This window comes from Hyphomicrobium sp. DY-1, from assembly GCF_047497105.1.
Lineage (GTDB): Bacteria > Pseudomonadota > Alphaproteobacteria > Rhizobiales > Hyphomicrobiaceae > Hyphomicrobium_B.
Genome location: NZ_CP134870.1, coordinates 4,660,203 through 4,673,087 on the forward strand (window position 1 = coordinate 4,660,203; position 12,885 = coordinate 4,673,087).

At 54.9% G+C, this 12,885-nt stretch carries 12 protein-coding genes; 9 read left to right on the forward strand and 3 right to left on the reverse strand.

What is annotated here, in order from left to right; translation table 11 throughout:
• The 4 genes from paoC (at window position 1) to RLW41_RS22805 (ending at window position 6,795) form a co-directional block, all read left to right on the forward strand.
• A complete protein-coding gene (paoC, locus tag RLW41_RS22790) occupies window positions 1–2,211 on the forward strand; it encodes an aldehyde oxidoreductase molybdenum-binding subunit PaoC (RefSeq protein WP_414463001.1) in 2,211 nt (736 codons plus the stop codon).
• Window positions 2,212–2,395: 184 nt separating this feature from the next.
• Entirely contained in the window at window positions 2,396–3,472 is a 1,077-nt protein-coding gene (locus RLW41_RS22795) for a flavodoxin family protein (RefSeq protein WP_414463002.1), read from the forward strand.
• An 82-nt stretch (window positions 3,473–3,554) separates the two neighbouring features.
• A complete protein-coding gene (locus RLW41_RS22800; protein ID WP_414464631.1) occupies window positions 3,555–4,538 on the forward strand; it encodes an ATP-dependent DNA ligase in 984 nt (327 codons plus the stop codon).
• A 100-nt stretch (window positions 4,539–4,638) separates the two neighbouring features.
• On the forward strand, window positions 4,639–6,795 hold the full coding sequence (locus tag RLW41_RS22805) for a catalase (RefSeq protein WP_414463003.1): 2,157 nt from the start codon (window positions 4,639–4,641) through the stop codon (window positions 6,793–6,795).
• Between the two features lie 11 nt (window positions 6,796–6,806).
• Here the strand turns inward: RLW41_RS22805 and RLW41_RS22810 are convergent, their stop codons facing one another.
• The gene (locus RLW41_RS22810; protein WP_414463004.1) at window positions 6,807–7,085 is read right to left on the reverse strand and encodes a hypothetical protein; all 279 of its coding nucleotides are present in this window, start codon (window positions 7,083–7,085) and stop codon (window positions 6,807–6,809) included.
• A gap of 535 nt (window positions 7,086–7,620) precedes the next feature.
• Here RLW41_RS22810 and RLW41_RS22815 point away from each other — a divergent pair.
• From RLW41_RS22815 to RLW41_RS22825, 3 genes are all read left to right on the forward strand, one after another.
• Complete coding sequence (locus RLW41_RS22815; RefSeq protein WP_409560308.1) at window positions 7,621–8,337, forward strand: Crp/Fnr family transcriptional regulator; 717 nt, start codon at window positions 7,621–7,623, stop codon at window positions 8,335–8,337.
• Between the two features lie 133 nt (window positions 8,338–8,470).
• A complete protein-coding gene (locus RLW41_RS22820) occupies window positions 8,471–8,704 on the forward strand; it encodes a hypothetical protein (protein WP_414463005.1) in 234 nt (77 codons plus the stop codon).
• 139 nt (window positions 8,705–8,843) lie between these two features.
• Window positions 8,844–9,098 (forward strand): hypothetical protein, encoded by a 255-nt coding sequence (locus RLW41_RS22825; protein WP_409560309.1) that lies wholly within the window; start codon window positions 8,844–8,846, stop codon window positions 9,096–9,098.
• 26 nt (window positions 9,099–9,124) lie between these two features.
• Here the strand turns inward: RLW41_RS22825 and RLW41_RS22830 are convergent, their stop codons facing one another.
• Entirely contained in the window at window positions 9,125–9,625 is a 501-nt protein-coding gene (locus RLW41_RS22830; RefSeq protein WP_414464632.1) for a DUF1993 family protein, read from the reverse strand.
• A 280-nt stretch (window positions 9,626–9,905) separates the two neighbouring features.
• Here RLW41_RS22830 and RLW41_RS22835 point away from each other — a divergent pair, with 280 nt between their 5' ends.
• Window positions 9,906–10,343 (forward strand): Rrf2 family transcriptional regulator, encoded by a 438-nt coding sequence (locus RLW41_RS22835; RefSeq protein ID WP_409560310.1) that lies wholly within the window; start codon window positions 9,906–9,908, stop codon window positions 10,341–10,343.
• A gap of 603 nt (window positions 10,344–10,946) precedes the next feature.
• Complete coding sequence (gene hmpA, locus RLW41_RS22840) at window positions 10,947–12,185, forward strand: NO-inducible flavohemoprotein (protein ID WP_414463006.1); 1,239 nt, start codon at window positions 10,947–10,949, stop codon at window positions 12,183–12,185.
• 182 nt (window positions 12,186–12,367) lie between these two features.
• On the opposite strand, the gene RLW41_RS22845 is transcribed toward hmpA, so the two are convergent.
• Window positions 12,368–12,844: a MarR family winged helix-turn-helix transcriptional regulator gene (locus tag RLW41_RS22845; RefSeq protein ID WP_414463007.1), complete on the reverse strand. Its 477-nt coding sequence runs from the start codon at window positions 12,842–12,844 to the stop codon at window positions 12,368–12,370.
• Window positions 12,845–12,885: the final 41 nt, after the last annotated feature.

The window sequence follows — 12,885 nt, forward strand, 5'->3', positions numbered from 1 at the left end:
ATGAAATTCGACACGCCCGCCGGCGCGAATCCGATCGATAAAATGTTGGTCGTAGGCCGCGCTCGCGAACGCATCGAAGGGCCGCTGAAGACGACCGGTAGGGCCCCGTACGCCTACGAGCACCATGAGCTTTCAGGTCTGGCTTACGGCTTTATCCTTGGATCCGCGATCGCCAAGGGGCGTATTCACTCAATGGACCTCGCGCAGGCGAAGGCATCTCCTGGAGTGGTCGCAATCGTCACCGCGCAAGACGCGAGCAACCTCGGAAAAGGAAAACACAATACTGCGAAACTGCTTGGAGGGCCCGAGATCGATCATTACCATCAAGCGATTGCTATCGTGGTGGCTGAAACATTCGAACAGGCCAGAGCAGCCGCATCGCTTATTCGCGTCGATTACGATCGTTCTCACGGCCGGTTCAATCTCGCGGAGCGCTGGAAGAATGCACCTTTCGCCGGCGATCCGAATAGCGGTTCGCCCGCGAGGGAAGAGCGCGTCGGTCATTTCGAGCAGGCATTTGCGGATGCACCCGTCAAGCTCGACGAGACTTATGTCACGCCAGATCAAAGCCACATGATGATGGAGCCCTTCGCATCCATTGCTGCGTGGAGCGGCGACGAACTTACAGTTTGGACATCTAATCAGATGATCGACTGGGGCCGCACGGATCTCGCGACGACCCTCAACATACCCAAAAATAAGGTCCGTTTGATCTCGCCGTATGTCGGCGGGGGATTCGGCGGGAAACTGTTTCTCCGTTCAGACGCGCTGATGGCTGCGCTTGGCGCTTTGGCTGCGAAGCGACCTGTCAAAGTGGCTATGCCCCGCCCATTAATGCCAAATAATTCCACCCATCGACCAGCGACGATTCAGCATATCCGAATCGGCGCGGATCATAGCGGCGCTATCTTGGCGATCGCGCATGAGAGCGGCTCGGGCGATCAACCGGACGGGCATCCAGAGACGGCTGTCAACCAAACTAAACTTCTTTATGCCGGCGCGAACCGATTGACGTCGATGCGGCTTGCCGTGCTCGACCTCCCGGAGGGCAACGCGATGCGCGCGCCGGGCGAAGCTCCAGGTCTAATGGCGTTGGAAATCGCCATCGACGAAATGGCAGAAAAACTTGGGATGGATCCCATAACTTTTCGAGAAAAGAACGATACCCAAGTCGATCCGGAAAGGCCCGAGCGCCGATTTTCTGATCGGCAATTGGTGCGATGTATGCGCGAAGGCGCCGAGCGGTTTGGTTGGTCGAAGCGAAATTCTTCGCCCGCTCAAGTACGGGAGGGGAGATGGCTAATTGGGATCGGCATGGCCGCCGCATTTCGGAACCATCTGAATATGCCTTCCGCAGCCCGCGTGCGGCTAAGTTCAAATGGTGAGATCATCGTTGAAACCGATATGACTGATATCGGCACTGGCAGCTATACGATCATCGGGCAGACCGCCGCAGAGATGATGGGCGTCAACTTGGATGATGTCGTCGTGAAGCTTGGCGACTCAGCCTTTCCTGTCTCAGCTGGATCTGGCGGCCAGTTCGGGGCGGCGAACGCCACATCCGGCGTTTACGCGGCGTGCATAAAACTAAGAGAAGCGATTGCGCAACGTCTGGGCTTCAACTCCGCCGACACCGAATTCGCGAACGGGAACGTGAGAAGCGGCAATCGCTCATCAAGCCTCAGGGATGCCGCGGCGTCGGGTGAACTTGTAGGTGAGGATAAAATCGAATTCGGTGATCTGGCAAAGACTTATCAGTTGTCCACATTCGGCGCGCACTTCGTCGAGGTGCGTGTGGATGCGTTCACCGGCGTCGTGCGGGTTAATCGGATGCTCGCGGTCTGCTCTTCCGGCCGTATTTTAAATCCTAAGTCGGCGCGTAGCCAAGTCATCGGCGCGATGACCATGGGCGTCGGCGGTGCGTTGATGGAAGAGCTCGCAATCGACAAGAAGTATGGCTTCTTCGTCAATCACGACCTTGCCAGCTATGAAGTACCTGTTCATTTGGACATACCTCACCAGGACGTCGTGTTTCTCGATGAGATCGATGACAAGGCAAATCCAATGAAGGCCAAGGGCATCGGCGAACTTGGTCTTTGTGGCGTCGGCGCCGCGGTCGCCAATGCCGTCTACAATGCCACTGGTGTGCGCGTTCGCGATTATCCGATCACTCTTGAAAAGCATTTGGAGCGGCTGCCAGCGGTGACGTAGTTCGGCGAGCTATGGCCGATCTATGTGCCTAGCTATTCGGACAGACTTCGGCTTTTCTCTGCGAAGCGTTGCATGATCAGCGGCGGCCTATACAAAATGCCTGGAACGTTGCCTCGGCTTACAGCGTTCCTTTATAACGCCGCATCCGACATCTGCTCTCCGCGTGCGATAAAGGCATATTCACATGGCATCCGTTAGCCCCCGCAAGGGAATGCCTGACGTGACTGTTGATAGGCAATCCTTCGATGAGAGATTTCGCCAAGCTTTTAACGACCCTTTGTTTGGCGGGCTGGACGCCGAGATCGCTGCGATAACTCATATTGCCTGGGAGGCTTATAGCAAAAAGAGGAAGGCCCCTCGGACTCAGAAAGCCGGAAGCGATTTTTCAGATCCCGATTACGACGTCGCGACCGAGTGGCTCAACACACGAGGCTCAATTGCCGAAGCGCAAAAGCGACACGAGGACAGACGCCTTCCCTCTCGCATACTTTTGATAAACGGCTCGCCGCGGAGTGAGCACACATGTCCGGGTGAAATGTCGAAAACGTTTCGCTTAGTTGAGACCGCGAAAGTCGCTGTTGAGAATAATAAAGACTTCGTCGCCGATGTCCTGGATCTCAGTCGGCTGACGTCGGAGTATGGTCGCCAGATCTATCCCTGCAAAGCCTGTTTCTCAACATCGCCGGCCCTCTGTCATTGGCCATGTTCCTGTTACCCGAACCATGGGCTTGGCCAGATCAACGATTGGATGAATGAGATCTATCCGCTATGGGTCGCCGCACACGGCATAATGATCGTCACTCCATGTCACTGGTATCAAGCACCAACGACGCTAAAGTCGATGATTGATCGATTGGTCTGCGCCGACGGAGGAAATACCGATCCCACCTTAACACACGGGAAGAATGCCGAAGAAGCGAAGCACATCGAACTAGGCGGTTGGTCTTACCCAAAGCATCTCGCTGGACGCGCATTTTCAATCATCGTCCACGGAGATTCAGAGGGCGCGGACGTTGTTCGCAGATCCTTACATGATTGGTTGAGCGATATGCAGCTCCGGCCTGCCGGGACACTCGCCGCGATTGACCGATACATCGGATACTATCGACCCTATGCGACGAGCCACGAAGACTTGGATGGCGACACGGCGATCTTCGAAGAAACTCGCAATGCCACCTATACGCTCTTGGACGCCGTGAAGCGCTATCGCTCCGGCGAAATGGAGCCTGGCGCACGACTGCAGGATCCCAGACCGAAGTAGGAATTGCGGCGTGGTACGAGTTCAAGGGAAGCCCTCACACGGGAAGACAGGGTCGGCCAGTCGCAGCAAGAATTGGCCACCTCTGCTTGCTCCCATGGAAGCTCGTCTTGTTGAAGATATTCCCAAAGGAAGCGAGTGGCAGTACGAACCCAAATGGGACGGATTTAGATGTCTTGCGTACAAGCGGGCGGAAGAAGTCGAGCTTATCGGGAAATCGGGAAAGTCATTGCGGCGATACTTTCCCGAAATAGTCGAAGCTCTCTCCCGCGCGCATAAACCACAGACGTTCGTCATCGATGGCGAACTCATAATCGAGATCGACGGCCGCTTGTCGTTCGACGCTTTGCAAATGCGGCTCCATCCTGCTCAAAGCCGCATTTTGCAATTGTCCCAAAAGACACCAGCACGCCTCGTCGCGTTCGACATACTTTTCGCTGCCGGAAAATGGATCACCGAGCAGCCGTTCAGCGAGAGGCGCGAAGCACTCGAGAAATTCGCGGACAATTTACACTCTCCGTTGGTTTCTCTGACCGAAGCCACGCATAGGATTGCAACCGCGAGAGCATGGCTGCAGAGCGGCCGCACCGACACGGATGGGATTGTCGCCAAACGTCTAGATATTGATTACCGTTTCGGCGAGCGAGCCATGCTTAAGATAAAACGCATGCGCACCGCCGATTGTGTGGTGGGCGGGTTTCGATACGCGCAAGGGGGCAAAACCCTAGGATCACTCCTATTAGGTCTCTACGACGATGAAGGCCTGTTGCATCATGTGGGTTTCACGTCATCCGTCCCTATAGCTGATCGGCCCGAGCTTACAAAGCAACTGCTGAAACTGTGCGCGCCGGAAAGTTTTACCGGCGACGCGCCGGGCCGCCCGAGTCGCTGGGCAACGCAACGATCCGCTAAATGGCAGCCGGTCCGGCCTTTGCTCGTTGCCGAAGTGCGCTACGACCATGTCACGGGGAATAGGTTTCGTCATGGCACGAAATTTCTCCGCTGGCGGCCGGACAAGAGGCCTCAACAGTGCAGGTTCGATCAAATTAGCCCGAATAGCCGCGCATAGTTTCGCGGGATACTCGGAACGGAATCTTCGTGGGCTTGTTGGGCAATTGCATTCACGGCATGACGGAGAATTCGGCCTTCTCCGCTTTTTGGAGGCGCGTATGGCTACCTCGAGTAAGAAGTCGTCAAAACCCCATTCTCCGAAAGCACCTTTCAATCTCCTTACGCCATCCAATCCCACGAGTTCGCTTGAGACAGAAAGGGGGAACGGCGGCGAAGTGCACCAACAAACTGCTGACGCCGACGTATTTCTGACGACGCAGCAAGGCATTCCTGTCGCGGATGACCAAAACTCGCTAAAGACGGGCGACCGCGGCGAGACGCTCCTTGAAGATTTTCATTTTCGTGAGAAGATTTTCCATTTCGATCACGAGCGGATTCCCGAGCGTGTCGTCCACGCTCGCGGATACGGCGCACACGGCTATTTCGAACTCACGAAATCTCTTTCCGATGTGACTCGGGCGGATATCTTCCAGCGCGTCGGCGAAAAAACCGAAGCCTTCGTCCGCTTTTCGACAGTTGCCGGTAGCAAAGGGTCGTTCGATCTCGCTCGCGATGTGCGCGGCTTTGCCGTCAAGCTCTATACAAAGCAAGGCAACTGGGACATTGTCGGCAATAATATTCCCGTCTTCTTCATTCAAGACGCCATCAAGTTCCCCGACGTGATCCACGCAGTTAAGCCCGAACCCGATCGAGGCTTTCCGCAAGCGCAATCGGCGCACGATACGTTCTGGGATTTCATCTCACTGACGCCCGAGAGCATGCACATGATCATGTGGGTCATGTCGGATCGGGCAATTCCACGTTCATTCCGATTCATGGAGGGCTTTGGCGTTCATACGTTCCGCTTTCTCAATGAGAAGGGAAAGCCAACGTTCGTCAAATTTCATTGGAAGCCCAAGTTGGGATTGCAATCGGTGATGTGGAACGAGGCTGTCAAAATCAACGGAGCTGATCCCGACTTTCATCGCCGCGATCTCTGGGACGCAATTACGATGGGAAATTTTCCGGAATGGGAATTCGGTGTTCAGCTCTTTGACCAGAAATTCGCGGACAAATTCGATTTCGACGTGCTCGACGCGACAAAGCTGATCCCGGAAGAGATCCTGCCGGTGCAAATCGTGGGTCGGCTGGTGCTGGATCGGGTGGTCGATAACTTCTTCGCCGAGACTGAACAGGTCGCATTCTGCACCCAGAACATTCCGCCGGGAGTAGACTTCAGCAATGATCCTTTGCTCCAGGGACGAAATTTTTCATATCTCGATACGCAGTTGAAACGGTTGGGAAGTCCTAACTTTACGCATATTCCGGTGAATGCCCCACGCTGCCCGTTCGCACACTTCCAACAGGATGGACACATGGCGATGCATAATCCGAAGGGGCGCGCCAATTATGAACCCAACAGTTGGGGTGACGAAGGCGGTCCGAGGGAAACGCCGTCCCTTGGGTTCCGCAGCTTTGCTGAGCCCATCGACGGAACGAAACAGCGGATCCGACCCGAAAGCTTCGCCGATCATTACAGCCAGGCACGCATGTTCTATCGCAGTCAAACGCCTCCCGAACAGAAACACATCGCCGATGCGCTCGTGTTCGAATTGAGCAAGGTCGAGCATCCCCACATTCGAGAGCGGATGGTCGCGCATCTCCTCACCCTTGATGAATCTCTCGGAAAGACTGTTGGAAATGGACTCGGCATCAGGCTTCCGAAGCCTGCCGCACCGGCAAAAAAGCCCATCGATGTGGGAACGTCGAATGCCCTCAGCATTGTTGGCCGCAATCTAGGAACGTTCGAAGGGCGAAAGCTCGGCATCTTCGCGACATCCGGCGCTGACGTCAAAACATTCAAGGCCCTCGTAAGCGCCGTCGAAAAATCCGGTGGCGTTTGCGAACTCGTCGCGCCGAAGATCTCCGGCATCGCGCTGTCCGACGGGACGGAAGTCGCCGCCAAGCAGAAGATCGATGGCGGTCCTTCAGTTCTATTCGACGCCGTCGCCATTCTCGCGAGCGAAGAAGGTATCAATCTGTTGCTGAACGATGCGCCTAGCCAGGATTTCGTTCGCGACGCCTACGCACACTGTAAGTTTATCGCCTTTAACGCCGAAGCAAAACGCCTACTCGAAAAATGCGGCGTTACCGACAACGATCTTGACGACGGTTGCATCGAGCTAAGCTCGACGAATGCGATCGCAAATTTCGTGAAAGCTTGCGGAAATCTGCGGGTTTGGGACCGCGAAGCGAAGGTCGATCTAGATGCTTGACGTGTGCAGACCTAAAGTTCATCGAGATGTACGTTTTGCAACAGGTTTGCTTGAACCATTGCAATCGCTGCGGCGAGGCCCACGAAGAGCGTAATTCTCAATCCCGCATTGTGCCCACTTGCTTCGCGATCAAGGCCGATGAGATCGGCTGCCGCCATGGTCAGCATCAAGCGAAGCACAATATCTGTCCAAGTGAGAGAGGGGCATTCGGCATACCGTAAGCTTAAAGGCGATTTGTCATCACCAAGCGACTCGTTGGAGTTTGCCGTTTCAATCAAACGAGTGGCCAAATGCCGTATTCGTCCAAGTCAATTTTTTAAGGGGCGTATCGCGTTTCATTCAGTCATATCAGTTTTGCGAACCGTTTCTAGCGAACGAGCAGCAGATACATTCGGACCAAAATCACGGCGAAATGGGCTGCGAAAATTCCCACCACAACTAAGAACGTGCGGTAGGTTCACGCGGCTGCTCAAATCGGCCGCGGCGCGTCGCCTTTTTCAGATATTCTATCACAACTTCGCGAGCAACTTGCGTCGGCCTACTGCATCTCGTGATCCAAAGTGTTCTATTTTTCATGGCCGTGGCGAACCATACGGCCTTCCAAACTCACCCGCGCTTCGATCGTTTACGTTCATATCTGAATTGTTTGGGGCACTAATCGTGCGTCAGCGGGTAGTACCATAATGCTGCAATATCGATGGCACTTTTCGCTTGGAGCTATCGACCCCTCGCAAGCCGGTCAAGGCATTTTATTGTAGCCCTTGGGTTGACCGGTGGTGCCATATCTGTGGCGCAGTTTGCGGTAGCGACGCTGAAAGCTTCCCGATGTCAGTAACGCGCGGCGAGCGGCGGAATCGCCTGCTCAGTACGCTGTCGGCCGATGACAGAGCTCTGATCGAACCTTTGCTGGAGCGTATTGCTCTTCCCTTCCGATATCGTCTTCAGGCGGAGAATCGAACCGTCGAATATGTCTACTTTCCTGATTCCGGCATCGCCTCGGTGGTGGCGATTGCGAAGGGTGCCAGATTGCAGTCGGAGGTCGGTCTTATCGGCCGCGAGGGCATGACCGGCACCGCGACTGTCCTCGGTTCTCACCGGGCTCCTTTCGATATTTTTATGCAAGTCGAGGGAAGCGGCTGGCGCATGGCAACTGAAGACGTTCACCTCATCGCGACGAAGAGTCCAACAATTCAAAACCTGTTCTTGAAATCGGCTTATCTTTTCATGGTACAGGTTGCCCACACAGCACTAGCGAACGCGCACGGTCAGTTGGAAGAACGGTTAGCACGGTGGCTTCTCATGGCGTGCGATCGGAGTGATGGCGACGAAATGGTTCTCACTCACGAATTCTTGGCTCTCATGTTGGGGGTCCGTAGAGCCGGCGTAACGACTGCCCTGCAACATCTAACCGCGCGAGGCCTCATCGAAACGGCGCGGGGCTCAGTCACGATCAGAGATAGAGAAGGCCTGGAGGAGAGTGCTGCTGGACTATACGGTGTGCCAGAAGCGGAATTCGAACGGCTGTTTCATTATTCGCCTTAGCACACGTGGCTTCAAATAATTGTTCCATGCATGTGCGGCTCCGTACGGACTTCACGCCGATGGCGCATAAATTCTTTTGATAAAGATATTGCTGCCACCGGGTGACCGGGTATGAGCGCGTAAGGAGTTGCAGATGGCCGAAGCCTACAATGATCGAGAACTCGCTGCCCTCCAAGAGGTATATGATAAAATCATAAAAGATTTGTACGGAGATTGCCTTCCAAATCGTCAGATTTGCGAAAGCATTGCAAGTGGCGTTCTCCACATGGCGCGTAGGGGAGAAACGGACTGGCAGCAGCTGGTCACGTATACAGGTTCAAAAACCCATTACATGCTCCAGGAACGAAACCTCTTACAGGTCGAGTAGACGTTCGCAGAGACATTCAATCTTACGCTGCGTGTAATCGAGCACCTTGGTACGCTATCGTACATTTCTGCCTCTGGCAAATTGACAATCATTTCAACTAAATATCTTTTCTGCGCGGTTCACATTGAGGGATTGCTTCATGCGCGCGCGCCGAATTCTACAAACTGGAGCATTCAATCCAGATGATCTCCAGAGGTTGCAAAACGCCTTCGACGCTGCCTGGGAGGCGTTGGCGCCATCGGTCGCCCATTCGGACTATGAGCGATCTCGTGAACTTTTGGCGACCGTCGTGGTATCGGCCGGAAATGTATCGGGGCTAGATACGGGAGAGCTTTCGGCGGTGGCGCTCAAGACGTTCCACGCCATTCGCGCCGGCACTCAAACACTTTTGTAGGAGGATCGACGATCCAACGACGGCGGCTAGATAGAGCCGTAACCGAGAATGGATTGAGAATTGGCGCTGCGTCGTCCCCTGCCCCTAAGCCGAAGAAACGAAATTCGTCCGCCTGAGGACGAGCAGCGGACATGTACGCGTCTCAGTGAACGGCTTGAGGCGATGCGACAACAGATGTCCGCTTTCTCTGGCTCGCGGCACAGCGGCAAAATCCCTGAAGCGGAAGTCGGTGATAGTCGCTGGCCCCGATCATGGCCCGTACTTCGGTAGAAGGCATCGCGCCGACCAGACGCGGTGGGGGCCGAAAACGCCTGCCATCGGCAGACAGTTTGTTCGATAGCATGAGAGTGCATGTGTCGCTGCCTGGTATGGTATTTTCCGCGCCCCCCCCCCCGCGCGCGTAGGATGTTGCACGCGGTCACAACATGGAAATAGAAGTCGGGTAGCGGGTACGACAGGAGGAATGTCTCTGGCGTGAAGGCTAACTTCCGCAGAGCCCCCGCTCGACCAGGTAGCTCCGTCCGTATGTGATTCCCAACGACGCCTTAACCCGCTGGGCTGCGTAGAAAACGATGCTGCCTACTAGACTAAGGGAACGCCACTGCGCATGTCCCGCCAAAACGGCCCGGTCCAGAAGATAGTAGCTTTAAATTTGGTTTTCCGGTTCTTCTGCCAATCGAAAACCACAACGGTATTGCGATAAGCAGAAAATAGCTGGTTTCATCTCCCTCATTGCCATTGTAAGATGAATACCGAATACATCTTATGGCAATGAGGCAAGTTCAAGCTTCAGCCTCGGAGACTTCCATGCGATTGACTCTAATGTCGGACTATGCGCTCCGAGTGCTTATGTATTTGGGTGCACAGACCGAGCGCCTGTCTACGATTTCTGAAATCTCTCAGTCTTACGGCATTTCTGAAAATCATCTGATGAAGGTAGTGAATCGGCTTAGTCAGTTGGGGTTTGTAGAAGCCATTCGCGGTCGTGGCGGAGGTCTTCGCCTCGGCAAACCAGCTGCTGAAATAGGCATAGGCGAAGTGTTACGCCTAACCGAAGAGGACTTCGAGATCGTCGAATGCTTCGGCTCCGAAAATGCCTGTCGCATCACCGGCGCCTGTCGGCTGAAACACGTACTGCGACGCGCTTTGACAGCCTATTTCACCGAGCTGGATTCTTGGACGCTGGCGGACCTCGTGAGCAACCGTAAGGCCTTGCGTGCGATTTTTGATAGCGCGCCGAATTGAGCTCACGAAACGGAGCTGGATAATGCTCAGACCGATTGGCCGAACGGCTTAGGTTGCCTCACCCGATCATTGGGCACCGATGGCATTCGCCACTGAAGGGCGGCTTGCGGCAGCGATATCTGAAGCAGGTGCTCTTGGACTGATTGGAGGCGGGCATGGCGATGCCGATTGGCGCGAGCGCGAATTCGATGTCGTAAGAGATCGGCCTTGGGCTGCGGCTCATAACGTGGTCCTTGCGCAGACAGCCGGCTATCCCTGGACGTAGCTCTGGCCCATGACCCCAAAGCGATATTCTTATCGGTCGGCGATCCCGCACCTTTTGACACGCAAAGACGCGCTCCAAGCGCTCGATTGTGGCGCCGATACTATTGAGGCGGAAGGATCCGAGGCAGGGCCGGGCATGGACAAATGCGTGGCACGTTAGCTCTCATTCCAGAAATCGCCGTTCCTAACGAGCACCGTCCTCTGACGAAGCACAAATTATAGAGCGACGCTGAGACAGTTTAACATCGTGCTCCCCTTGACCTAAAAGATGCATCATAAATACATGTTTTCACCGTGACACTGCGCAAGATCTATTGCCAAGCATCAAAGGGAAGCATCATGCTAAGTTCGAAGACCATCGAAATCGTCAAGGCCACTGCGCCTATTCTTCAAGAGCACGGCAATACATTGACCCGACATTTCTACAACCGAATGTTCAGTCACAATCCCGAAGTGCTCCCCTATTTCAATCGCACGAACCAAATGGCGGGCAAGCAGCAGGCAGCCTTGGCGTCCGCAATTTGCGCCTATGCAGCCAACATCGATAATCTCGGAGCACTCAAGGAAGCAGTTGAACTTATCGCTCAGAAGCATGCATCGCTGCAGATCAAGGCCGAGCATTATCCGATCATCGGCGAAAACCTTTTGGCGTCCATCCGCGAAGTTCTTGGAAGCGCTGCGACCGATGAAATCGTCGCCGCGTGGGGCGAGTCTTACGGATTTCTGGCCGATATTTTGATTAATCGCGAGGCCCACATATATCGCCAAGCCGCGTCGGTTCCCGGTGGCTGGGAGGGCTTTCGCCGCTTTATCGTATCCAAAAAACAGCAGGAAAGCAGCGTCGTCACATCCTTCTATCTGACCCCGGAAGACAAAGGGCCGTTGCCGTCCTTCAAGCCAGGTCAATACATCACCATCCGCGTCCCAACCGGCGATGGTTTAACGACCATGCGCCAGTATAGTCTCTCTGCGAAACCCAATCAGGATTGGCTGCGCATTAGCGTCAAACGCGAAGACGGCGTCGCGGGCACCACGCCGGCTGGTTATGTCTCGAATTTATTGCACAATTCTTTGACAGACGGCTCGGTTCTGGACGTCGCTCCGCCGTGCGGAGAATTTTTCCTCGATCACGACCTGACGGATGACCGTCCGCTGGTTCTGATCGCTGGCGGCATCGGAATCACACCGCTCATGAGCATGCTGCAAAGCTCGCTGGACATCTCTCCGAAACGTGAGGTTGCCCTTATTCACGGGTGCCAGAACGAAGATGTGCAAGCCTTCAAATCCACGGTCGAGGATCTCACGGCGCAGCACGCCAATTTAAGCGCCCACTTCCGCTACGTCGATCCGCAGCAACCACTCGGTAGCAATGGGATTGGCGCCAGCAAGGGTTTCATAGATGCACCGCTGCTTGAAACCATGATCGGGGATCGCGACGCGGACTATTACTACTGCGGTCCGCTAGCTTTTCTTGCGAACATGCATCGTCTGCTGAGCAGGAGGAATGTCCCGCACGAGCAGCAACATTTTGAATTCTTTGGACCCAAGGAGGATCTTGCGAGTTTCGCTCGAGGATAAAGCATCTCCTGGACGGAAACACACTGGCCACTCCGGTGCAATAATATCGCAATGCGATCTATGCTTTCGGCACGGCAACCGCTAAAAGAAAGCCGCGTCCGCCTTCTCGTCCTAGAGGGTGGGCGTGTTCGATGGCCCGGGTGTGCTCTCTCGCGCATCCGGGTATTTCTTTCGATGCTTCGTCATTCTCCACCGCTGGCGTAAAACTGCTTGAGAAGCTTGCGAAGCGTCGGTTGGATATTTTTGACTTCCTCGATGTGGATGGCTGAAAGCGCCCGCAACCGCTCTTCTCCGTCCTTCGTCACATGAACCTGTATTCGTCTGCCATCTTCCGGATCGGTCATGCGAACGACGAGACCCAGCGCGACCAGCCGGTCGATGAGTTCGACCGCGGTATGGTGGCGGACGAGCAGACGTTCCGCGATTTGACTGATGCTCAACCAATCCGTGTCGGGCGCGCCTTTGATCGCAAGCAGTGCCTGATGTTGTTGTGGCGTGAGCCCCGCCTTGGATGCCGCCTCCTCGCTAAAAGCGAGAAATTTCCGAAGTGCGTAGCGAAATTCGGCGAGAGCTTCGTAGTCGGCCTTTTTTACAGACGCGTTTCTAGCCTTTACCGGCCGTTTGCGAGATGCGCCCCGTTTCCTATGACTTTCGTCCACGAACTACGCCCCTCCCCTCAACATCTATTGCCCCGCGTGAG